The sequence below is a fragment of the Neobacillus drentensis NBRC 102427 genome (assembly GCF_001591445.1).
In the GTDB taxonomy this organism is placed as follows: domain Bacteria; phylum Bacillota; class Bacilli; order Bacillales; family Cytobacillaceae; genus Neobacillus; species Neobacillus drentensis.
Genome location: NZ_BCUX01000032.1, coordinates 15,291 through 38,269, shown reverse-complemented (window position 1 = coordinate 38,269; position 22,979 = coordinate 15,291). Strand labels below are relative to the sequence as shown.

The window sequence follows — 22,979 nt, the reverse complement described above, 5'->3', positions numbered from 1 at the left end:
TCTAATCATCTAGGGGGGTTCATCAATGGAATGGTATTTAAAAGTGTTAAAGCAATATGTAGGTTTTTCAGGCAGGGCTCAGCGGAAGGAATATTGGATGTTTGTTCTCTTCAATATGATTGCCATGATTATCTTAGCCGTTGTAGATAATGTCTTAGGAATATACCCATTACTTTATGGTCTCTATTCATTAGCCGTCCTGTTACCATCGCTAGCTGTGACGATTCGTCGTCTGCACGATGCCGGCAAAAGTGGTGCGTGGATATTAATTGCTCTGATTCCTTTTGTTGGTGCGATTGTCTTACTCATTTTTACATGTTCAGATAGTCAACCAAATGATAACCAATATGGTCCCAATCCTAAAGCAACGATTTAGCCAGCAAATTTTAACCGCCTTTTTATGAGGGCGGTTTTTGTTTTGGAGGAAATCGGGAGATTTCCCTCAGCAAAGCCCTGTTTTGAACACGGTGCAAGGTCTTAGGTGGAGTATAGGTTTCATGAGTCTGGGATGGTTTTCAGAGCCACGGACGGGTCGCAACCGTGCTTGAGGTTCAAGGAACGGAGCTAGAGTTCATTTCATAAAAATGCCTTAAAGCAAGGGAAGATTTACTTTAGGAAGGCCGCTGTTCAATCTCGATTAAGAGATAGGCGGCAGGGAATAAGGTGAAGGTGGATTAGCTGGGTTGAATAGAGGATGACTGGGGCGGATGCTTGCGCCCTCGAGTCATCCTCCTTTTGTGGAAAAGGGGCGGAGCGCCGCATAAGCGAGTCAATTTAACCAGTCGTAGTGAGAATACAAATATTCCTGGGTTAATTGAAGTGTAGCTTAACTCTGCTCACACCGCCTTTATTATGTTGGTGTACTGCTCATATTTAATTCATATCCATGCATGGGTTGTAAGTTGAGACCCGTGCATGTTTTTTTATGTGTTACTTTTTCTTACTGTCTCTTGCGGCTTGCTTCCGGGCCTTTTTACTTTGGGTCAGCTCAGCTCCAAATTCTGTATCGGCAGCTTTGCTTCCACCCGTATGGGGCTGATTTCGATTGTTGTTGCGGTTTGTCATCGTGATTCCTCCTTCGTAAAATAGCGTTCCAATTAGCCACTGGATGAAGTAACATGATTCGGATGGTTAACTTCCTTAATTTATGTAGCCTTTGTTATCGTGCTTTTTTACTGTGGAAATTATTCCTTATTTAGGGAAATTTTAATATAAAAAGTCTTTAGTAATGTCCGCTTATTGATTTTACTGTCGACTATTAATGATTTACTATCCGTTCCCTCAATCCACACTCGAACCAACTAAAAAATCCAGGCGTTTAAGCCTAGATCAGGTATCTTTTATGCCAAAAGACCGGACGAATTTCAAGATGTAAACCCTTGTAGTTTAATCATTTGAGAATACTTTTTCACCTTCGTTCTTGCATGGATAGATTGATACTAAACTTTTTGTAACAACTTCAAAGTATTAGACATAGAAGTAAAGAATTTCTTTATATATTCGTTCTCAATTATCCAATTACAATTCGCATCACTTGGAAGGTCACCCCTTGTTATCCTCCAAGGATATTCCATATGTGTCAAGTCTTCAAGAAATTTAGCCTCATATTTACTGTACTTATCCCACACCCATTCTACTATTCTAAATTGATCTTGAGTTAAATTTAATTCTTCAATATTGACATTAAAGTCATTAGTAATCCGACTATATCCATATGTTTTATATTTTTGATAAACGTCAGGTATTACTGGACCGTGCTGCCAAGCTTCAAACTGTGCATTAAATAAATTGTGATCAGTATATGCAATCGTCCAACCTTGTGCATAATACATTAATTTCTGTAATTTTAATGGAGATACCTTTAAATTTTCATTTTCCTCAATCTCCTGTCCTTTAATAATAAAAAACCTTTCAACTTCTTCAACACTTACTTCATTCCAACTATCTACCGGTTGAATCTCAATAAGATTTAGCTTATCATCAAAACCCTTGAGTATATCTGCAGACTTTAAAATATCTAGTAAAAATCCGAGCCTTTCTCTCAACTCTTGTTTATCTTTTCCTTCAGGTATTTCATCCATATTGCTCTCGAAAAGTGTTTTCATATTTCTTGGGTCTCTTAACATTTTTAATTGATTATCATGTTGTTTAGATTGTAGTGCGCCATTTTCATATCTAGAAAGTGTTGCAGGACTACATCCAATGAGTTGAGCCAATAAACGTATACTTATGCCATATATCTTTTTTCGGATATAGTTTATGTCCTCTGGCTGTAACATACTTTTTTTCTCTCTGTATTTCCGATACATTAATTTAAAATTTTCATTACCCAGTTCATTATTAGGAATTATTTCACCACACTGACTGCATTTATAATGTTTCGCATCATATACAATTTCTTCATCTTGGACCATTTCTTTAGTGGGTATTACAACAATTTCAACTGGTGTATGTTCATAACAATTAACACACAATTTCCTAAGCATTCAGATTCATCCTTTCGAATCGCGAATTTATTCAATTTTACTCAATATATAAAACGTTTTATACGCTAAGGGTAATTCCATCCCCTTAGCGTAAACGTCATGTTTCAAGTTAAATTCATAACTTACTTGAAAGGGTATTCGATTACAAAGTCAGCTTTATGAAAGGAGATGCAGCAACAAGACGTATCAGACCCTATATCAACCAAGCTGAACTTTACATATACCTCCATTGTGACCAAACCCACAATTTCTTTACCAAAGACCCATACTTCTTCATCAACAGAACGAACCTTCGTTTCACTCTTATTAATTTCGGGGCCCTTTGAATAATCTTGGACTTCTAACTCAGATAGAATCTCGACAGCATGTTCAGGGAGAAATCCTAAAGCCTTTAATGTTGCTTTGTTTTTCTCTAAATCTTCCCGGAAAACAAAATAATCACTACCACGAGATATAAGGTATTTAATGTGTCTTAACTTACGTTCCACATCTGCTTCAGAAGCCAAAATACCACATCCATTACAAAATATTATACCTAATTAACATATTATTATTCATCGAGAACAAAAAATGTTATCGGTCAGTAACATTTTAGCATATAACTGTAAAAAAATCAGTAAATATTTTCCTAAATACTTGGATTATTCATCCTCTCCCACCAAAACGGCAGCTTTCCACCATTTCTGTTTGCTTTTAAAACCGACTTAAATTCATTAGTTACATACATACTCTTCACCTTCTCATATAGGAATAAAGGGAGAAAAAGGACAGGGTCCTTATAGTGGAATTTCTTTGAAATCTTATCTACTTCATCATCCTCACTTTTTACAGATAAAATTAGTCGGCAGAAATAATAGGGTGAGCTGGCATGTTGAGAAGATTGCATTAGTAAAGCTGTCGAGGTTTGCTTCGACAGCCTTCTGTTTAATCATTTTTGAGAATACTTTATGACTTTTTTAACTGATATATGTACGAATGAGGATAGTATTCAACTAATCAATAATGCTTCATGCTCGTGCTTTATCATATTTAGCGGGAATGATACTTTTTCTACCCGCCAATTTCAAACAAACTTCTCCATTCGAATATCGGTCCACATTTGACCTTGCCAATAGGTAAACTTTTCGACCCGTCCGATTTCTTTGTAGCCGAGTTTCTGATAGAGCTTCTGTGCTTGTTGATTAAATTCAAACACGCCTAATTCCACGCGATGAAGCCCCTGCTTGTTAATCTGTTCCTCTATATATTGAATGGCTGCATAGCCAATCCCTTGGCCCCGTCCGATTGCCTCACCAATCGTGATCCCGATCCAGGCAGTCCCAGCTTCTTTTTTGAAAAGATAGGGCGGATCGACGACGTAGTTCATTTCTCCGATCAATTGGTCATTGTGATAGATAAGATAGATATGATGGTCTTCCATGCGCTTGGTTAAATCCGCCAAGGACATGTTTTCCCGCCGATCCAGCTCGGCTTGGTTTGGGTTAGGGCGGGTTAACGGAATGAGCGTTGGGTCGTTATCCCATCGATTTAATACCTTTAGTATGCTAGAGTTGGGTTCAGTTAATTTGATAAAATTAGTAGTCATTGTGCGCTCCTCCTAAATACAAAACGTACCACTGGAATAAATTGTTACTATCTTCCTTTTTAGAATACAGGATGTCATTTGGCTTGGGTAGGGTCTTTTTATATTGAACTCACTTAAAAAGACCGGCATTTGGCCTGGATCAGGTAACTTTTATTTCTTTATCCATCGGGCCTAGTTCCAATTTTCAATAAAAATTCATAACTAAACCAAATTTTATAGGATATTCTTAAATGGGAAGCTGCAATTTGATCCTAATGGTATGGAACTATTAATAGCTTTGGAAATCTTATATTTTATAAAGATAAAGGAAGTGGACGGAATATGAATTGGAAGAAGTTATTTGGAATAAAAGAAAATGTAACCGAGGAATCGAATGAAAAAACAAAATCAGATTCAGAGTTTTCTTTGTTAGTAGATGAACTCGAATTGGTTGGATTTTTTAAGTATATAGATTCAGATAAAATCAATCAGGTAAAGGATGAAGTGATTACGTCTGGGTATTTATACGGCGATACTGGGCGAGATTTCTTAGCTGATGAAGAAGATTTGTCAGAAGGCGGCGTAGGAACATTTTTCGAGGAAATTTCACCCTTTTTAGAGAAGCAGGGCATAGAGCTGACCATAAATAATGAAGTGTTTAATGAAGAAAGATATGAAATACAAGTGAACGGTGAAAAATATACTCTCTATACACAGGTTGATGTAGAAAATGATAAATATGTAGAAATCAATACTCGACGAGCCTTTTCAATTATTAACAAATTATTAGAGGGAGCTGGATCGAAGGAAAGATTATTTGGTTTGTATGGTTGGAATGATTTAATTGCCATTTTTCTAACGAATGAAATGTATGAAATAATTCTCAAATTCGAGCAAGATGAAAATGAGAGACCTAAATTAATGATTTAGATGATGCTTCAAGGAATAATAGTTTAACAAGGAATACATATGGATTTATTCATTTTTAAAAGTAAGGGGTGCGCATATCGGCTTATCGTTCTACTTAGCTCTAACGGAATTCAGTAATTGAGGAGCCTTATTGTATTGGCTCCCTTTTCTTCATTCACGGGGTATGCAAAACTTCCTCGGAGGAGTTACTGGATAGATTCATAATTGAGAGATCGCCTGTTGAGTGGACCACGTGGCACTGCTAAATGCCTGATAATTTGTAATTGCTGCTTGAAAGTCTTTATCACTTATCGTGGCAGTGGCATCATAAACAACAGCTGTTTGGAATCCATTTTCGATTAGGTCTCTCATATGCGATTCCACACAAACGTTTGATAGGACTCCTGCCAAAATAACCTTTTCTTTCCTTTGTTGACGTAATTGGTAAACTAGATCATTGGTCTGTGGGCTAGCAATTTTATGGGCGGTAGCAATGATTGTTCGGTTATCTAAAATGTAGGGCTTAAGTGATGGAACCCAGTCAGCGCCTATAGTAGGAGAAGTATATGCATTTTGTTTTTGATATACCCGAAGCTTTAATAACATTTTTTGTTCAGCTCCAGTAAATTGCCAACTATAATCATGCGGATAAATATAATGGGGGGAAATAAAAAGTTGATATCCTTTACTCATAGCCGTACTTATTAGAAGTTCAAGATTACGAAGTGTGTTGTACCGCTCAATAATTTTTTTTGTTAAATGGTATCCTTTACCTCCAGGGGACAGAAAGTCATTTTGTGGGTCCGTTATGACAATTGCTGTATTACCGGGATTAGGCTTAAACATTCTTGTTTCCTCCCATTCACATAAATAAGCACCTGCATATTAATTCAACTTTTGTTCTTTGATGAATATATATTGATAGGTGCTTGGACACATTCTGTTTTTAATGGGGTATGGTATTAATATATTTGCATTCACAGAAGTAGCCTACTTCATGATTCCAAAAAAATAGCCCTCAAGATTGTTCGGAAACAATCGTCGAGGACATCAATTAATATATCTAAAGGGGGTCTTGAAAAAAGATTATCCTAATCATAGCTCATGATTCTTAATTAATTCTTAACTTCTAATTAGTTTTTTAATAGTACCTTCCTTCAATCAGCTTCAGGTTGTTTTTCCATCCATCCATGTTTAACCATTATGTTGTAGGAAATTGCACCTGCCTCCATGGCATGGGTAAATACTTTACTATAGTTTACGATGAGATCCGATCTTAAGCTGGAGCCTATGGATGCACCATAATAAGTCAGCGCCGAATTGACTAAAAACCCTGCGTGAAACATGATCAATTTGTCCGAAAATGGACTAACAGTAGAATTTGTAATCTCGTCATCCCATTTCTCTGGTATCGGTAAATGATCCTGTTGTAATAGCGTGTCAAAGCTTTCCGCATCTTTCCCTGCTAATTTAATGTTTTTTAACATAAATTGACGAACATCTTCACGGACCGCCACCTGACTAAAAGCCAAACTTAACGACCTGACAAATCCAGTTTTCGTTGAATTAAAGAAAAGGGTGCTGATTTCCGAACTATTTAGTGGTCTTTTGTCCCCAATTAAATTAGAAATGAAGCCTGGCGATTTCAAAAACTCAGCACCATGAGGCGAAGAAATAGTGGGGACACTTGTATATTTTGGCTGTTTTTTAGACAATTCCACTATTTTTTGAAACAATTCTTTAGCTGAAACTAGACATTCTGAAAAGTAATTTTGAATATCTGGCCGTTCGGAGTTTGTAAAAGCCAAGCTATAACCTGTAATCCCATGTATCGTCATAATATAGGAGTAAAATAGGAGAAATTGGTCAGAAAACAGACGAGGGGCATTAACATTCACGTCATTCTCCGTAAATCCTATTGGGATTTGGAAATTAGCACGAGTTAAGAATTCGGTAATTTTCGTAATATGGCTCTCAGAGAGCTGTAATGCGTTTTTTAAAATGGGTTTTATCTCTTCATTTTCAACAATGTGAAGAAAATATTTAAAAATACATATGGCCATACTATCACCCAAATACTGCAGCCAAAGAGCAGATACCTCTGCAGCGGTTAAGTTATTGGTGTTTGATTTCCCGAAAATCCCCATTGGAATGCCCCCCTTTTACTCACTTTTAATCACCCTGTAAAAAAACCAATTCAACGCACAATAAGCTGCGAAATGAACAGGAACCGAGTACCAGATCTTCCATTGATGATGTTTCATATAGCCTATTTTTGCTAATAGGAATTCAATCAGAAAAGACAAGACTGTCCAAATAATAATATAAAGCAGGGACCACTTTTCCTTTTTGAAGTTTAAATATACGACAGCCAGTAATGATGGCACTAATGAAACCAGGGCCCAATCCGTGTATTCCACGTTCTTCGTTGGGCCAAAGTCGATCCAGTCGAAGATTACCCCAATCAGGATATGTGAAACCCAAGCAACATAGCCTACGATTAGAAAAGTAATGATATCTTCTCTCCATGTTAATCTTTTTGGCATTAAAAGTGTCGCTAGTAAAAGTAAGCCGATCATGCCCCAGACAAAGTACAAGTAGGAATCCCCCCATGTAAGACCAAACTTCAAGTTATTTTCTGCATAAAATTGAAATTTAACCTTTATTGGGGAGAAAAACTTTTAAACGGGCTGAATTCCAAGTGTTCGCCCCTCTTAAGTTACCTTTTTTCGGAAAAACCCTGCCAGTTTTTTAGGTTGGAATTTTTTATCTGCCACTTTCAGGATTTATCTGCCGCTTTACGAATATATCTGCCACTTTCACCATTTTATCTGCCACTTGCCTTTTCCCCCTTAAACCTCGTGCGCAGACGCCACTAACTACTCCCTTGTGGTAACTATAAAGAATGCAACCAATTTTTATAAAAATAAAAGACCCCTACGCACTAAGTTAACGGGTTCTCTTTTGGGGGACAAAACAATAAAATAGCATATAAAATCGCAGACCTATTCGCAATAGCGGGTAGGTCATTTTTCATTGATATATAGCCATTATCCAAAATTTAAAGTAAAAATAGCATTGGTTTTAGCAGATGAAATTTCTTGTACAATAACCATTGTACAACGCGTATTATGTGCGATTTTACTGGCTATATACAATTTCTGCCTTCCCTATAAATCATTTGATAAACAAAAGTTGACTCCCGCACAGCGTTTGGGTATTACAGACAAGAGATTTAAAATTAAAGATATATTGTATTTCAGGTAAATAGACAACTGAAATTATTAAAGGTCATTGGGAATATATGCTAAAATTAAAATATAAATAGCAAAAGTCGTGAAGGGGTGAAGTTAGTTGAAAAATTACCTATTGTTAGTATTTAATATTGCGTTGTTAGTGATTTTTTCCGTCGATAGGTATACTGAATGGAATAGCGTATTGGCGATTTTAGGATATTTTTGTCCGATTGTATCTATTTTTTATCTCGGTTATATGATGGGGAAAGATTGGAAAGGTGATATTTCTAAAGTAATTAGTATTATCGGACAGGCAGTTGTAGGTATTACATCAGTGGGACATATAGCTTTTATATTTTTAATTCTTTAAATCCCATTAGCAGGTGTACCAAATATGGGGCTTACGAATAGCAGATAAAATTGGTGATTTTTTATCCTAAATATTAAAGCGATTAAAAAGCATCGGTGCTAAAACCGATGCTTTTTTGATACTGAAATTTGTGCGATTTCTGTTGTTTTTTTAATTTTTGTCCCCCTAAAGAGAACCCGTTACGCACTAAGTAAAGGTCCTTTCCTAGTTATTGCAACGATCCCCTGGCCTTCTTGATCAACCAAAAGGCAATCAGCCCCCCGATGGCTACATAAAGTTCCACAACCCATAAATTTGTAAAATCGTCGGTCTGCGCGAATACGAGCGGGAAATCAAATGCTGCATGAATAAGAATAGCATAAATAACGTAAACAATTTTCTTTTTTACGACCGCAATCAAGACCCATAAACTAAAGGCGATCTGAATGAACGCTGCGAAGAACCGTTCGACACAGGCTAATAAATAGAAGGATACACCATTGTTTAACACGGTTTCTTTAATCGCTGCGATCTGGTCCGTTGGGATTTGTCCTGCCAGCGTTTTTTCAAGTGTACCCGAATTCATCATCATCGCAAACAGAATGTTTGGCACGATCATCATTAACATCAGCAGAACTGCCTCAATACCGCCCCAGCCGACTCCAAATGAAATACCGCCTTTGTAGTCATGGGATTTTTTCAATAGCCATGTGAATAGGAGAAAGCGGCCCAACTCTTCAAATATACCCGCTGCCATCCCACCATAGAGCCCAAATAGCCACGGGTGATCCGCATAATTAGGAAAAGCCGTAACGACCGCAAGATGGAGCACTTTTTCCAAGACCTGTGTAAATACCACAAAGCCAAGCGCACCGGCAATTAACGGCTTTACAGCAATATCCGCCTTTTTGCGATAATACAAAATCAACCCAATAAATAACACAAACGCAAACACAATCGGAACAAACATCGAAACAATTGTTGCCGTACTAACCATGGCTATCTCCCCCTTATAAAACCTTCTTTTATTATTATCATTATCGATAATGATAATAATAATTTATATTGCCATTAACTGTCAATAGTTTTTTTAGCTAAAAAAATACCCTCTGGCTGTTGGATTGCATCGAGCGTTGTGATACTTTTGAAAGAAACACCATATGCTTAATCAAAGTTTCCTTGAAGGGGGTTATCCGTTTGCAGAGGGTCAAATTTATGATTCAACAGTTCCTCCACGAGCCTTTATGGTTTAAAATACTTATCTCTTCCACTTTGCTTATTTCAATCATCTTTAGCAGCTCCTACTTTTCCTATAATCCTTATTATCAAAGCGGCTCCAAATTAGCGGCGGCTGTCTTTTTTTGTGCTTATGGACTGAAATTTAAGAGTAATCGAGTTACTTCTGTCCTCTTCTTTACAGCATCAGCACTATGTATATATTTATCTATCAATATTTTTATTAAGATTCATTAACTTTTATTACAACTCTAGTATGCCAGGCCTCCCTTTGCTAAGAGAGGCCTGTTTATTATTATCCATCCAACTAAAAAAGCACCATGGCTTGGTGCAAAGGGCTTTTGGGGTGGATTATTTAGTAAGTTTTTTTGCTAGAATCATTTTTGAAAAGTTTAGTTATAAACCTTTTTGCGGTCAGGAAGGCAAATCCAATGATGGCGAAGACTAGGAAAAATACTACGTATCCCCATAATCCGACAATCGCATCTTGAAATTCCATGTTGCCTCGATTCGTGATCGCTTGCTGTATTTCGATGGCAAAAACTAAAACTACCATGAAGGTAAACGTATAGAGAAAAGATAGGATCGTGATCCCATAGGGCAATTTTGATATGAATTTAGAGATGACCAGGACGATCAGAAATACAAAGATTCCGATGATACCCATAATCCAAAAGTGCAGGTCTTTATCACTTAAACCAAGATTTAAAGATTGATTGGCATAGACATTTATAAAATCATGAACGTTATTTAAAAGTTCTGTAAGCATAAGAATAATTTCTTTCAACTTTACCACTCCTTCCCTCCATTGTAGTACAGCACCACACTCAAAGCTAACCCCAAATATGCCCATTTGTAATTTTTTGTATTTTTATTAGTAAGGGAATAGTAGTTTGGGGAGAGGATTCCGCCAAGTTGGAGAGGAATTCCGCCAACATGTGGTGGGATTCCGCCGATTCTGGAATTTATTCCGCCAAACTGCGGCGTGATTCCGCCAACTTAGATAACTATTCCGCCAAATCCTTTTTCCCCATAGACCTCTTCCGGCATTCCCCATTTTGTTCAATCAATAGGAAAAAAGATGTACCAAATAGTACACCTTTAATAATCATCATTTTCCGTCCATTCGTGAATCCAAGTAACAATTTGCTCAAAGGATACATCTGGCTGTTCGGGATCAACGATTTGAACGCAGAAATCCTCTGCCCTTTTCGGATGGACAATTAACCTATATTTATTTTGTCTTAGAAACATATACAAACTAGCAAAAGCAGTTCGCTTATTTGCATTATAAAAACAATGATTTTTTAGCAAACTCTCAAAAAGGGCCGCTGCCTTTTCATAAATGGTAGGATAGGCATCTTCTCCAAATGCGCTCGGCTTCGGACAATTAACTGCGCTACTTAAAAGACCTTTATCTTTCACACCTTGTGGTTCTTTTGGAGAATTCAATCTTATTTGGTGAGCATTCAGAAATATGATTTGATGCTCTGTTAAATATTTCACTTCATCCATGACTACCTACCTATCGACCAAGTTTTTAAAGGTTTGGTCGTATTCATTAATCATATCGTTCATCTGCTCTAAGAATTCTTCGTCAATTCCTTTTGGCAGTTTTAAATTTACTTTTTTCTTAATGGTTACTTGACCATTCACTATTTCAAAACGTACTTCATCACCTTGACCAATTTTCAATTGTTCCAATACTTCCTGTGGAAACGTAACCCCTAAACTATTCCCGATTCTTGTTACCTTTCGTTCCACTTCTTTCACCACCGTTACAGTCATAATCATTCCTCCTCACTATTTATAAACATATTTTTAGTGGTTTATAACCAATAAAGCAAAAATAACCGTTCTAATGTTTTAACGTTATAACGATAATAGCATACTAACGTTACTTTCACAGTCAAACCTCTTTCCTTTGTGAACACTATAAAGAAGTCGATTAATTTTTTAAAAAAAATAAAAGACCCAAACACCATGTATTTTTATTAGGATAGTTTTTTAGGGGGGTTCCGTTTGGTGTGAGGATTCCGCCAACTTGAAGAGGAATCCCGCCAAGTTGTGGTGTGATTCCGCCGATTCTTGATTTTATTCCGCCAAACAGTGGCGTGATTCCGCCAACTTCGATGACTATTCCGCCAAACCCCTTTTAAGTTACCTTATTTTATGACTAGGCGGTACGATTTCGGTTGTTATTTGTGGTGTTAAAAAACCTCGTAGGAAGTAGCTAATAAGTGTTAAAGCATAGAGATAAAGGAACAGTCTGTATTCCGTTAAAGACGCAGGGTAAAGGATGAAACTTTTATTGAAGTTTTTCGTAAGGATATATAAGAGGGGTGTTTTTGTAATGTTATGGGATAAACCAAAGTGTATCGTTTGTGAAAAGGAAATTAAAGAAGATGATGTTGTCGTTGTAAAAATGCGATACCCTAAAAGAAAAGGCTTCACTGAAATAAAAGCATTTTTGAGAAATGAAGGGAAATTCATTTGTGAAAATTGTTTTAACAATAAATCCTACTAATACCATTTCATTAAAGGGACTTTTAATGAAATAAGTCTTCTAAAAGATAAAGCTCAGAGTCGTAACCCTGAGCTTTTTTGTTTACTATTTAATATGTTATTTATGTTGCAAATTCTAATGTTATTTAGCCTAAATGTATTACCCATGAATAAATAAAATCACGCTAGCAGCAATAATGCCGATGAAAGCCACGATATATAATAAGATAAAACAAGCTTCAACAAAATTAATCTTCATATTTGCCTCCTAGTTTGAACTGACAAACTACCAATGTTCTGCTAGCCTTTCTATTTCTACGAAGTCTTCATCAAGGTCCTTTTCTATCAACTTTTGACCATTGGGTGAGTAAACGAATCCTGAGAAATTATCTAGTATTCCACGATAGGTAAAGAACAGAATAGTAAGGCGCTCGCCTTTTTGCACAGCAATCACTTCCCCACCGCCCTTTGAGAGCTGGTCGTAACGTTTAGGAAGCTGAATGAGCGACGGACTGTCTGGAACATTCGGTTTCAGCTTCCCACTTTCCACCATGCTCACAACCTTTTCTCGATCGGTTTTGTGCATCTTAAAGTCTAAATCGAGCATCACTTTTGTAAACGGAAAGTAGACAAAGAATAGGATTGTGACAATCTGAATCGCTAATGGCAGCCAATTTTTATATTTAACTAGCTGAAAAATTGCTCTTACTGTTATCACTATAAAAAACCCGAACACCACTAGCCACACTGGCATCATGAGAAAAGGGGTGATGATTTCGATCAGATTCCATTGGAAAAAGCCAATTAATATAACTAACATGCTGCTGACCAACGCTAAAATTAATAATCTTCTTTGAGGCCGCACTGTTTTCCCTCTTTCTGTTTTAATCATTTTGATTTGTGATCCATCCAATATTAATGGAATCATCGTGGAAAAACTCAATTGGAGGGAAAAGTAACAAAGATGGTATTTTCCATTTCATTGCCTCCACAGGAATGAAGTTCCTCCATTTTAGGATACATGATATAGTTTGACTTGAGTAAGAATTTTTCATTAAAGTGAGGTGCATTTTAGGTGAAAGTAATAGAAACAGAACATTTAATTCTCCGCTGGTTAACAACCGATGATGCAGCGTTTATTCTGGAACTTTTGAATGATCCTTCTTGGATTCGTTTCATTGGTGATCGCGGTGTGCGGACTTTAGAGGATGCAGGTAACTATATTGTAACAGGCCCCATGGAGATGTACTCCCGCCTGGGCTTTGGTCTCTTTTTGACGGAACTTAAGGATGCGGAAAGGACCCCGGTTGGGCTGTGCGGATTGATCAAGCGGGATGGATTAGAGGATGTTGATCTGGGTTTTGGTTTTCTAGGACGGTTTCATTCGAAGGGTTACGGCTCAGAGGCAGCTGCTGCCACATTAGCGTTTGGAAGGGATCAAATCGGACTGCAGCGGATTGTCGGGATTACCACTGTCGATAATGTTGCGTCATCAAGGCTTCTTGAGAAGGTTGGCATGAAGTACGAAAAGATGATTTTACTCCCCAATGATACTGAGGAGCTTAAGTTGTATGGGGTGGAATTTTAAACAGAAATAACTTCACTTCGAATTAATGGGTTTACTTGTGAGGTGCAAAACGGTAAATCGTAAGCCAAATTATATAGCAAGTTACATAAACTTCACAGTATATTTCATAGTCAAAAAGGCTTAGAGACACAAATATCTCTAAGCCTTTTTTGAATTTCTGATACGGAAAGGATCCCTAAATTGTACAAGTTCATTAGCCGCTAAAGCGAGTTTGATAAATAAGCGGAGAAATTCCTCTTATTTAGGAAATAGCTCTGAAAATAGCCTAAATAGACGGAGGGATTCCGGCTATTTACTCGAAAACCATGAAAATGGGTAACTTTGCTTTGCTTAAGCGGAAATCCTCCGCCTATTTACCCCGAACTGAGCTCTATTCTGCAGTTAACCGGAAATTCTCCGCTTATTATATATCCACTTGCCTTTTCCCACACGCAGCCCCACTAAAATTACCTTTTGAATTTATTAGTGAATTTACTAAAAAACGGTGTGATTCCTTTCAAGTACGGTTTATATTGTTCGGTTGTTGTTATGAGGGTGTCATAGGTTTCAAAAAGTTGCTCTATATCCACATTGTTCATCATGTTTTCTAGTTTATTCTGAGTCGTTAGAGTTTCCTTGTTTTCATTCCCCTTTCTTCTTCGCCCGAAAAACCAATCGCCTTTTTGTTCTGTACTTTCTTGTGAATGGTTTGAGCCTCTTGGCTTACGGTTGCCAAACATAAATTTTGAAAAGGGGTCTATTTCTCTCGTCGATTTTTGTTTTTGATGTTGATTCTTCCCGTCCACTTACCTCTTCCACCTCCCTTTTTACTCTCTAAGATAAGCTATGATTGGACTTGTATCATAGTGTGGTTACTTGTCCTAAGATAAAAAAACAGTTACATTTCCAGCTGTTTTGAAGTTCAACAGGCATGTTTATGAAAATCTAACTGTTTTGTACAGTTAGACAATTTATGGAGAACAAATATCTGATTTTCTAGTATAATTGCGGATTTTTATATGAAATGTGAACTTGTCCAATCATGTTGTTCTGGAAAAAATATACTATATGTGGGATGGTTGTTGGCATCCTACTAGTTGTATTAGGTGGTGAATTATATATGGGATATGGATATGAATCTGGATACGGTGGCGGTAGCGGTTATGGCGGCGGAAACAGCTTTGTCTTAATCGTTGTACTATTCATTTTGTTGATCATTGTTGGTGCTTCTTTAATGAGCGGATACTAATTTAGCAGGTGACTAAGTAATGAAGGACAGGTTGAAGTGACCTGTCCTTTTTCCTATTTTAATATATTTTTGATTTATGTTTCATACATTACTATCATGGTAATCTTCCAAGGGAGGAAAGGTGCGGACCTATGAAACTCGCTAAGTTTGTGGATGAACTTCCGATTCCTGCGATGTTAAAGCCTCGGTGGAGGGATCCGGCCTCCAGTTATTATGAAGTGAAGATGACGGAATTCAAGCACTCCTTTCATCGTGAGTTGAAGGATACGACGGTGTGGGGCTATGAAGGGGGCTATCCGGGCCCGACGATTGAGGCCGAAAGCGGTGAAAAGGTGTATATCAACTGGATCAATGATCTGCCGGCTAAACATCTTTTGCCAGTTGACTTTACGGTGCATGGCGCCCATAAGGATGTGCCGGAGGTCCGGACGGTGGTTCATGTTCACGGCGCCTGTGTGGAATGGGAGAGTGATGGCTACCCGGAGGCTTGGTTTACGAAGGACTTTGAAAAGGTGGGGCCTTACTTTCGAAAACAGGTCAATCGCTATGATAATTGTCAGCGTGCCTGCACCCTTTGGTATCACGACCATACCCTCGGGATTACGAGGCTCAATATCTATGCGGGCTTAGCCGGATTCTATTTGATCCGAGATCAACGGGAGCGGTTATTGAATTTACCAAGCGGGGTATATGATGTCCCGCTGATGATTCAAGATAAGACTTTCCATCACGATGGGTCGCTTTCTTACCCGAAACAGCCCGAAAAACCTGTCCCTGAATTGGAAACGTCGATTGTTCCTGAATTTTTTGGGGATACCCTCCTTGTGAATGGCAAAGTCTTTCCCTTTTTAAAAGTGGAACCGCGTAAATATCGATTTCGGCTCCTCAACGCAGCCAATAGTCGTTTTTTTCGGTTGAAGCTGGATTCGGGGCAGCGGATGTATCTCATTGCGACGGAACGTGGCTTCATGCAGCAGCCGATTGGTGTCACTGAAATCCTATTATCACCGGCTGAACGAGCGGATGTGATCATTGATTTCACGAATCTTGAGGGGAAAAATATTATCATGAAAAATGATGCACCTGCTGCTTTTCCAACGGGAGATCCGGTCACTGAAGATACGGGCACTGTGATGCAGTTTCAAGTGGTGCTTCCCTTGGCTCATGTGGATACGAGTGTGATTCCTGCGTCTCTGATGCCTGTTCCGCTGCTTAATGATCAGGTGTCTTCGAAGACACGCTACCTCACGTTAGATGACAGGATGGATGCGTACGGCCGCGAATGGATGCTGCTTGATAACAAGTCGTGGGATGCGTCCATCTCTGAAAATCCAAAATTGGGGTCGACGGAAATATGGTATCTGATTAACTTAACTAATGATTCCCATCCGATTCATATTCATTTAATTGATTTTCAAGTGTTAGACCGCCGGGATTTTGATGTGGATAGGTATAAAAAAGAGAAAACAATCCATTATACGGGGCCGGCGCATCCGCCCGAACCGCACGAACGCGGCTGGAAGGATACGGTTCGCGCCGATCCGAATCAAGTCACGCGAATTATTATCAAGTTTGGTCCATTTACAGGCTTGTATGTATGGCACTGTCATATGCTGGAGCATGAGGATTATGAGATGATGCGGCCGTTTATCGTGATCAGGTAAATGGCCGCTTTTTTAAAGACATTCCCCTATCTTTATGGTACCCCTTATTATGTTTATGGTTATCCTGGGTATTATCCTTACTATTAGGACGATTGCTATTTATACACTCTTGGCGGACGGGTCGGGGGTTCCTTGGATTGGGGATTCCGCCGATTTAGTGGTGATTTCCGCCAACTTGTGGCGTGATTCCGCCAATTTCTAGATTTATTCCGCCAAACTGCGGTGGGATTCCGCCAACTTCAGCTACTATTCCGCCAAACCCCTTTGGATGGCAGGGTGCCATATTTGTTTTTTGCTGCCTAACTTATTCTTAGCTCAAAAAAAATTAGCCTCAAACCTGAGGCTAATTTTTTTGTACGATTTATTTTAAAGAAAGTAAAGTCATTTGTTGACCTCTTTTGCCTTCAAGTGTGAGGGTTACTTTTTCCCCTTGATGTTTGAATAATTCATTTAACAAACTGCCTGATGCTTTGGCAGTATACGTGATCCCATTAGATGTGATAAACCGAAAAGTTCCTTGGGGGTCCACCCTTCCTATATTTGCTGCAACCTTTATTTGATTCGTAGCAGTTGCAGTTGCAGTTGCAGTAGCAGTAGCAGTTCCAGTTTTGGCAGGGATTTTGATTGCTTGGCCAATTTTCAACTTTGCTGAGTCTACGGTTGGATTTAGTTCTTGAATCGATGCGACAGAGATATTTAGGGCTTTACTGATTTTTGTAAAATTGTCACCGGGCTTAATCACATACACTGATGTACTTGGTTTTGGTTTTGTTGCTGCTGGTAGGTTAGTAGTTAAATAGGTTTCACTCACATACGCTGCTTTGCCTTTGAAATTAATCTGAGCCCAACCATTTATAGATGATTTGACAGAAACAAGATCGTTTAATAGTAGCGTACCTATTACAGCACTACTCGTATTGGCAGCTTCTCTCACTCTCAATGAAGTGGCCGTTACATACATAGGTTTGGCTTGAGTGATCGCTGGTTTCGTCGTTTCTTCTTGTGTGGTAAGATAATTGGCACTCACAAAACAAACTCTTCCTTTAATCAGAATGGCAGCCCAGCCGTTTTCTACGAATGAAACTTTCACAACCTCCCCTTGTTTATAGGTTCCAATGATACTGCTTTTTGTCGTCGGGCTTGAGCGAACATTAAGTGTGGTGGCGGTAACTGTTCTGTTATGTACTTTTGGTAAAAGAATTTTTTTACCGTTAATCGAAGTTAGCCCATTGGCCTCTACTATTTCTTCTACTGTTACTCCATGTGCTGCGGCGATATTTTCAATTTTTTCGCCGCTTTTTACCTGATATGTATATTCCTGAATAAATGCAGCATTGGATGTGCTTGCAAAAAAGCTAAGGACTACGGTAAAAATGCCCGTCACGACAAGTTTTTTTACTGGGCTAGTTTGTATCCATTGGTTAACCTGTGACACATATGTACTCCAATTGGCATGAATATCTTTTAGGAATCCTTTGACATCTAATACATTTCGAATATCAAAATAATTGACGCCATGATAATATTCGCGTTTTTCCATCCTTGTGGTGAAATCTGGTACTGTTTTGTTTTGCTTGCTTTTTCCGTGGGTTTCTTTTCTGATTCGTGTTAATTCACCATTTTCAAATAATGCTTTCGTCATAATAACTTGTTCTCCTATTTCATGTTTAGGGACATTCATTTGTTTTCATTTAAGAAAAATGGACGATTATGTATTTTTATTAAGGTAGACGATCATGGTTCATACTAAATGCGACCCACGACCAATTACCTCCCCTATGTATTGTTCGACATTTTCCATCATTTTCTGTCCCAATTTTCATTATTTTTTTGAAATATACGAAAATACTAGAGACTGACTAAATTACCATGGCAAATTTTTCAAAGGTATTTCCCTATTTACGGATTGGGAATTCCGCCGATTTCGTGGCGATTTCCGCCAAACTGCGGTGGGATTCCGCCGATTCCCGGATTGATTCCGCCAAACTGCGGAGGAATTCCGCCAACTTCAACGACTTTTCCGCCAACCCCCTTTTAGATACCTATTTTAAGGTGGATTGTGCCTAGATTTCGGGAGTTTTGAAAGGGAGGATCACCTAGGGCGTGCGGATTTTCTGGCCAAATTTTGATTTATATGTTCACTCCCCCCTATGCAACGTCACACTCTAAAAATCCAGGCATCCGGCCTGGATTAGGTCATCTTTTTGAGATTGGATGTATAAGAGAATGGTAGTTTGGCGATAATGAGGATAGTCGTACCTTATTCGAGGGGGTTATCTGGATGAAAGATGGTCAGTTATTATTGTCGGAGTTTGCGAGTGACGAAGGTTTTGAGCTTAATAGCTATCTTACAAGTTTATTTGAGTATATTTCTAGTTTGTCGAAAAATGAAGATGTGAAGATCGAGCCAACCCCGTAATTTCGTGAGGGGTGGCTCTTTTTTTTATTTCACTGGATTGGGGGTGGATTCCGCCGATTTGGTGGCGTTTTCCGCCAAACCCTTTTAGATACCTATTTTAAGATGGATCTGGCCTGGATTTCGGTCGTTTTAAAGGGAAGAATCCCCTAGGATGTGCGGATTTACTGCCCAAGATTGATATTTACTATCCACTCCCTTCATTCAACCTCAAACCACCTAAAAATCCAGGTGTTCGAACCTGGATTGGGTTACTTTTTTTGAGATTTTTGCAGTCCAGTGACCTTGATGATGTCGCTTTTTCCTTTATTATTGGTGACCTTAATGTGACTGGTCTTCAGCGGATCGGATTGCTCTTTGAATAAAGAAGCCTTGTACAAGCCATCAAACTCTATTTATTTCCCCTTCGATTAAAAAGACAACCCACCTTATAGACCATTAGGAATAGGTCAATTTAATTAGAATATACCATTATTATGTTTTTATGATATAATTTTCCATATATAAAGAAAATAGGGGGAGTTTTTTTGTTAGACAATATCGGTGCAATTCTATCATTAGTTACATTTGTCCTATTAATTTTGGCGTTTGTTGGTTTAATCAAACGGAATGGGACGGCTAAAAAAAGGTTTAAATGGACGGGAATCTCGTTCTTATTGACGGTCGTTTTAGCAATTATTTCAATCATTGTTAGTCCCGAAGATCAAACCGCTTCGAAAAAAGTAGATTCGCAAGTGGCCAGCAGTTCTTCAAGTGAAGACAAACAAGTCGACAAGGATAAGGAAGCCGAAGCAAAGCCCGATGCTGAAGTGAAGAAAAAGGCTGAAGAAAAAGCTAAAGCGGATGCCGACTCCAAGAAGAAGGCCGAAGAAAAAGCTAAAGCAGATGCCGCTACCAAGAAAGCCGAAGAAAAAAAGAAAGCTGATGCAGCCAAAAAAGCCACCTATAAAGTTGGCAACAAGTTTAAGGTCGGCGATTTTGAGTATGTGATCACTTCTATTAAGGAAGATCGTGTGATCAAAAGTGATAATCAGTTTATAAAAAATAAAGAAACACAAGGTAAATTTGCTATCATTGATTTTACAGTTATGAATTTGGATAAAGAGGCTCGTATGGTTGACAGCAGCTTGTTTCTAATTAAGGATAGCAAGGATAGGGAGTATGAGCCGATGGTTGATGGCGATATTATGATGCTGCTCGGTGATAGTAACCTATTCTTAGAGGACGTCAATCCAGGGCTAAGTAGAAAAGGGAAGATCGTATTTGAACTGCCGACAGATGTAAAGAGTTACAGTCTTGAGGTGTCATCAGGTGTTGGCTGGTCCGGCGGCAAGTATAAAACTATTAAATTGAAATAGTTTTGATTTATGAGTAGTTTAACAAAGAACACATCCTATTAAGCGGCATTGAAGGATTCCTTATTTGCCCTAATGAACCCTCTCCCAAATTATTGAGGGTGGTCTATTTTAAAGTACTATTTTTCATAGTGAAAACGAAAATTAAGCCAACCCCATGGGGGTTGGCATTTTAGTTTTGAGTCTTACTATTACTCGCTTTTAAAACTGACTTTAACTTTGGAACTTATTGTCATTCCTAGGCCTCTTACTGCTAGATAGACGTAACTCTTTTTCGTGCCTAGTTGTTTGACATAGATCGTTGTAGTTGAGGCGCTGGCTTGTTTGGTGACAATGCTTGTACCTCTTGTGTTATAGACATAAACCGTATCGTATTTTTGCAAGCCGCTCACAGTGATGGTATCGGACTTTTTCTTGTTGTTTTTGATGATTACCTTTTTCAGCTTGGATGTTGGTGTTTTTTCGCCGCCAAAGCTTACGGCTGTTTTTGCGCTGTCCAAATACGTGCCTCGTTTGGCAGCAATATAGAGCTGGCCGCTTTTCGGGCCGATTTGCGGCAGATAAACTGTTACTGTTGAACCCGTCGCTTTTGGAGACGCTAATAATTTTCCTGAACTATTATAAATTTTGATGATGTCCCCTCTTAAGACCTTCGAAATGGTAACAACGTCTTTTTTACCCGTGTTGTTGATGGCTTTTAATTGAGTTGTTTTTAAATTTGGTGTGTATGAATAATATTTAAATTGCGCATTGCCTAAGACGACACCGTGAGTTCCTAACGCACCCTTTGTTTGTTTGATGAGCACTTTAAAACTAGTCGTATTACTTGGCAAACGTAGGAATAATGGCTTCACTCCCGTTCCTTTAGTGACCGCCTGAGAATAGATTAGCTTGTTGTTAGCGTAAAAGAAAATGGCTGATTTTCCGTAATCACCTGTCACCCATTTGGAATCCAGAGATAGGTTAGCTGTGAAGGTATTAAAGTTCATTTCAGAAATATTATAGGCAGCATAAGATCCATCTCCATTGAATCCCACGCCAGAGGTTACTAAATCACCATTTATGTATTGAAATGTCGGTTTAGTCGCCAACCAATATGACCAAAGATTTTGCCCGTAGTACCCACTGGTTTCATATGCGCCAACGGTTGTCACGCTACTGTTCCTTGTAACGACAAATGGTGCATCCTTTGTTTTTTTCAGTACAGGATTGATAAAAATAACCCGATGCGTACCTTGTGCTCCTGAGATACTTTTGGTAACTAAAAAAAGTGTTTTAGACCCTTTTGGAATTCTTAATTTAAGTGATTGGATTGGTGTATCTTTTGTCAGTTGCTTTTCATAGAGTTTATAGTCATCTGCGTAGATGCCTACCGCCGTTTTTCCATAGTCACCCTTTGTCCAATTGGGATCGAGTGAAAGCTTGGTTTCGAAGACGTTATAGGCAAACTGATCTATTTGATACTGTGCGGTGGCAGAATTGTCCCCATAAAGGCCAATTCCTGTAGTAACTATATTTTCATTTTTGTCTTGAAATGGTTGTGAATCCCAATGGTCCTTATTAATATAGGCTGTGGATTGAAAAGCACCCAGCGTGTTTAAGCTCATTTCATCATCTAAGATTGTCTGCGAGGCTCCTGTTGATAGGCGGGCGTTACCAAAAATAATTCCGTATACTCCCTTTGCCCCTATAAATTGTCGAACAACAATTTTTAGCTTACTAGCACCCTCTGGCAGGTTGAGATGTATATTCATTACTCCACTCTTTAAGGACACTTGTCGTTCCAAGAGCAGGTGGTCATCGGCAAAAATGGCGACTGCTGTTTTTCCAAGGTCCCCTTCTATCCATTTTTTATCAATGGATACTTGTGTCTCGAAGCTGGAATAATTCATCCCTTTAATGTTATAAACAGCAAAGGGGGCGGCGTAGCTGGAGCTGGTATAAAAGGAAATTCCCCTATCTATTATATTGCCATCAAGATCTTCGAATGCTTGATACTTCCATTGGTAATACCACTGATTCTTGAAAAAGTTGCCACCCTTTTCTATAGGTTCCATTTCATCTAAATACGTTATTGTTCCTTCTGCGCTATACTCTTTTGGCACTAGTAAAATAGCAAATAATATTGCCACTGAACAAAGTAATAGTATTTTACTTGTTTTCTTTATTACTCCCATATTTTCCCCACCCTGTCTATTTTTTCTATTTCATTATAATAGTTTGATATTTAGTTAACAATCTATTTTCCCTGTACTTCCTCTTTGTCTGCTCCTTCGGAGGTTCTTTAGGTTTGTATCATTAAAATGATATAAAAAAATCTTTTCTGGTGTCTTGGTTTGATGAAGAGCAAACTATTTAGGGTATACTCGATATTTCCTTACGTTGGTTTGGTTGCGAGGACCAAATCAGGTTCATTTTTCAAAAAAGTGCTTTGGTTGTAGGC

At 38.4% G+C, this 22,979-nt stretch carries 26 protein-coding genes; 9 read left to right on the top strand and 17 right to left on the bottom strand.

Annotated features, from left to right (window positions below; genetic code table 11):
* Window positions 1-25 precede the first annotated feature (25 nt).
* Window positions 26-376 carry a DUF805 domain-containing protein gene (locus BDR01S_RS16195; RefSeq protein ID WP_066248475.1) on the top strand — a complete coding sequence of 117 codons (351 nt, stop codon included), beginning with the start codon at window positions 26-28 and terminating at the stop codon, window positions 374-376.
* Between the two features lie 554 nt (window positions 377-930).
* Here BDR01S_RS16195 and BDR01S_RS26525 read toward each other — a convergent pair.
* The 5 genes from BDR01S_RS26525 to BDR01S_RS16175 all read right to left on the bottom strand — a co-directional run bounded on the left by BDR01S_RS26525 (window position 931) and on the right by BDR01S_RS16175 (window position 4,071).
* Window positions 931-1,065 carry a hypothetical protein gene (locus BDR01S_RS26525; protein ID WP_268874690.1) on the bottom strand — a complete coding sequence of 45 codons (135 nt, stop codon included), beginning with the start codon at window positions 1,063-1,065 and terminating at the stop codon, window positions 931-933.
* A 374-nt stretch (window positions 1,066-1,439) separates the two neighbouring features.
* Window positions 1,440-2,486, bottom strand: a complete 1,047-nt coding sequence (locus tag BDR01S_RS16190) for a type II TA system antitoxin MqsA family protein (protein ID WP_066248477.1) — start codon at window positions 2,484-2,486, stop codon at window positions 1,440-1,442.
* Between the two features lie 122 nt (window positions 2,487-2,608).
* A complete protein-coding gene (locus tag BDR01S_RS16185; RefSeq protein WP_066363249.1) occupies window positions 2,609-2,992 on the bottom strand; it encodes a type II toxin-antitoxin system MqsR family toxin in 384 nt (127 codons plus the stop codon).
* Between the two features lie 122 nt (window positions 2,993-3,114).
* Window positions 3,115-3,372 carry a hypothetical protein gene (locus BDR01S_RS25815; protein WP_066248483.1) on the bottom strand — a complete coding sequence of 86 codons (258 nt, stop codon included), beginning with the start codon at window positions 3,370-3,372 and terminating at the stop codon, window positions 3,115-3,117.
* Window positions 3,373-3,549: 177 nt separating this feature from the next.
* Window positions 3,550-4,071, bottom strand: coding sequence for a GNAT family N-acetyltransferase (locus BDR01S_RS16175; RefSeq protein ID WP_066248485.1), 522 nt, complete (start codon window positions 4,069-4,071; stop codon window positions 3,550-3,552).
* Window positions 4,072-4,392: 321 nt separating this feature from the next.
* Here BDR01S_RS16175 and BDR01S_RS16170 point away from each other — a divergent pair, with 321 nt between their 5' ends.
* On the top strand, window positions 4,393-4,980 hold the full coding sequence (locus tag BDR01S_RS16170) for a hypothetical protein (protein ID WP_066248487.1): 588 nt from the start codon (window positions 4,393-4,395) through the stop codon (window positions 4,978-4,980).
* Between the two features lie 198 nt (window positions 4,981-5,178).
* Here the strand turns inward: BDR01S_RS16170 and BDR01S_RS16165 are convergent, their stop codons facing one another.
* From BDR01S_RS16165 to BDR01S_RS16155, 3 genes are all read right to left on the bottom strand, one after another.
* Window positions 5,179-5,805, bottom strand: coding sequence for a cysteine hydrolase family protein (locus tag BDR01S_RS16165; RefSeq protein WP_066248489.1), 627 nt, complete (start codon window positions 5,803-5,805; stop codon window positions 5,179-5,181).
* Between the two features lie 311 nt (window positions 5,806-6,116).
* A complete protein-coding gene (locus BDR01S_RS16160; protein ID WP_066248491.1) occupies window positions 6,117-7,106 on the bottom strand; it encodes a DUF3231 family protein in 990 nt (329 codons plus the stop codon).
* 15 nt (window positions 7,107-7,121) lie between these two features.
* A complete protein-coding gene (locus tag BDR01S_RS16155; protein ID WP_066248496.1) occupies window positions 7,122-7,556 on the bottom strand; it encodes a hypothetical protein in 435 nt (144 codons plus the stop codon).
* 757 nt (window positions 7,557-8,313) lie between these two features.
* Between BDR01S_RS16155 and BDR01S_RS16150 the strand changes: the two genes are divergently transcribed.
* The gene (locus tag BDR01S_RS16150; protein WP_066248498.1) at window positions 8,314-8,565 is read left to right on the top strand and encodes a hypothetical protein; all 252 of its coding nucleotides are present in this window, start codon (window positions 8,314-8,316) and stop codon (window positions 8,563-8,565) included.
* A gap of 208 nt (window positions 8,566-8,773) precedes the next feature.
* Here the strand turns inward: BDR01S_RS16150 and BDR01S_RS16145 are convergent, their stop codons facing one another.
* The 4 genes from BDR01S_RS16145 to BDR01S_RS16125 all read right to left on the bottom strand — a co-directional run bounded on the left by BDR01S_RS16145 (window position 8,774) and on the right by BDR01S_RS16125 (window position 11,568).
* Window positions 8,774-9,541, bottom strand: a complete 768-nt coding sequence (locus BDR01S_RS16145) for a YhfC family intramembrane metalloprotease (RefSeq protein ID WP_066248501.1) — start codon at window positions 9,539-9,541, stop codon at window positions 8,774-8,776.
* Window positions 9,542-10,135: 594 nt separating this feature from the next.
* A complete protein-coding gene (locus BDR01S_RS16135; protein WP_174523457.1) occupies window positions 10,136-10,576 on the bottom strand; it encodes a hypothetical protein in 441 nt (146 codons plus the stop codon).
* A 305-nt stretch (window positions 10,577-10,881) separates the two neighbouring features.
* Window positions 10,882-11,295: a type II toxin-antitoxin system death-on-curing family toxin gene (locus tag BDR01S_RS16130; protein ID WP_066248503.1), complete on the bottom strand. Its 414-nt coding sequence runs from the start codon at window positions 11,293-11,295 to the stop codon at window positions 10,882-10,884.
* Between the two features lie 6 nt (window positions 11,296-11,301).
* Window positions 11,302-11,568, bottom strand: coding sequence for an AbrB/MazE/SpoVT family DNA-binding domain-containing protein (locus tag BDR01S_RS16125; protein ID WP_066248510.1), 267 nt, complete (start codon window positions 11,566-11,568; stop codon window positions 11,302-11,304).
* Window positions 11,569-12,133: 565 nt separating this feature from the next.
* Between BDR01S_RS16125 and BDR01S_RS16120 the strand changes: the two genes are divergently transcribed.
* The gene (locus BDR01S_RS16120) at window positions 12,134-12,307 is read left to right on the top strand and encodes a Fe3+ hydroxamate ABC transporter substrate-binding protein (RefSeq protein ID WP_066248513.1); all 174 of its coding nucleotides are present in this window, start codon (window positions 12,134-12,136) and stop codon (window positions 12,305-12,307) included.
* Between the two features lie 264 nt (window positions 12,308-12,571).
* On the opposite strand, the gene BDR01S_RS16115 is transcribed toward BDR01S_RS16120, so the two are convergent.
* Window positions 12,572-13,213: a hypothetical protein gene (locus BDR01S_RS16115; protein ID WP_235846587.1), complete on the bottom strand. Its 642-nt coding sequence runs from the start codon at window positions 13,211-13,213 to the stop codon at window positions 12,572-12,574.
* 147 nt (window positions 13,214-13,360) lie between these two features.
* Between BDR01S_RS16115 and BDR01S_RS16110 the strand changes: the two genes are divergently transcribed.
* Window positions 13,361-13,873, top strand: a complete 513-nt coding sequence (locus BDR01S_RS16110) for a GNAT family N-acetyltransferase (RefSeq protein ID WP_066248516.1) — start codon at window positions 13,361-13,363, stop codon at window positions 13,871-13,873.
* Window positions 13,874-14,319: 446 nt separating this feature from the next.
* On the opposite strand, the gene BDR01S_RS16105 is transcribed toward BDR01S_RS16110, so the two are convergent.
* On the bottom strand, window positions 14,320-14,658 hold the full coding sequence (locus BDR01S_RS16105; protein WP_066248519.1) for a hypothetical protein: 339 nt from the start codon (window positions 14,656-14,658) through the stop codon (window positions 14,320-14,322).
* 314 nt (window positions 14,659-14,972) lie between these two features.
* Between BDR01S_RS16105 and BDR01S_RS24970 the strand changes: the two genes are divergently transcribed.
* Window positions 14,973-15,101 (top strand): YjcZ family sporulation protein, encoded by a 129-nt coding sequence (locus tag BDR01S_RS24970; protein ID WP_082797457.1) that lies wholly within the window; start codon window positions 14,973-14,975, stop codon window positions 15,099-15,101.
* 131 nt (window positions 15,102-15,232) lie between these two features.
* Window positions 15,233-16,765 carry a multicopper oxidase family protein gene (locus BDR01S_RS16100; protein WP_066248522.1) on the top strand — a complete coding sequence of 511 codons (1,533 nt, stop codon included), beginning with the start codon at window positions 15,233-15,235 and terminating at the stop codon, window positions 16,763-16,765.
* Between the two features lie 154 nt (window positions 16,766-16,919).
* Here BDR01S_RS16100 and BDR01S_RS26520 read toward each other — a convergent pair whose 3' ends face one another.
* Together BDR01S_RS26520 and BDR01S_RS16095 are read right to left on the bottom strand one after the other, a co-directional pair.
* A complete protein-coding gene (locus BDR01S_RS26520; protein WP_268874686.1) occupies window positions 16,920-17,048 on the bottom strand; it encodes a hypothetical protein in 129 nt (42 codons plus the stop codon).
* A 78-nt stretch (window positions 17,049-17,126) separates the two neighbouring features.
* Entirely contained in the window at window positions 17,127-18,407 is a 1,281-nt protein-coding gene (locus tag BDR01S_RS16095; protein ID WP_066248525.1) for an SH3 domain-containing protein, read from the bottom strand.
* A gap of 639 nt (window positions 18,408-19,046) precedes the next feature.
* Here BDR01S_RS16095 and BDR01S_RS25810 point away from each other — a divergent pair.
* Window positions 19,047-19,184, top strand: coding sequence for a hypothetical protein (locus tag BDR01S_RS25810; RefSeq protein WP_169801450.1), 138 nt, complete (start codon window positions 19,047-19,049; stop codon window positions 19,182-19,184).
* A 524-nt stretch (window positions 19,185-19,708) separates the two neighbouring features.
* Window positions 19,709-20,539 carry a DUF4352 domain-containing protein gene (locus BDR01S_RS16090; RefSeq protein ID WP_066248528.1) on the top strand — a complete coding sequence of 277 codons (831 nt, stop codon included), beginning with the start codon at window positions 19,709-19,711 and terminating at the stop codon, window positions 20,537-20,539.
* 188 nt (window positions 20,540-20,727) lie between these two features.
* Here the strand turns inward: BDR01S_RS16090 and BDR01S_RS16085 are convergent, their stop codons facing one another.
* The gene (locus BDR01S_RS16085; RefSeq protein WP_066248530.1) at window positions 20,728-22,713 is read right to left on the bottom strand and encodes a hypothetical protein; all 1,986 of its coding nucleotides are present in this window, start codon (window positions 22,711-22,713) and stop codon (window positions 20,728-20,730) included.
* Window positions 22,714-22,979: the final 266 nt, after the last annotated feature.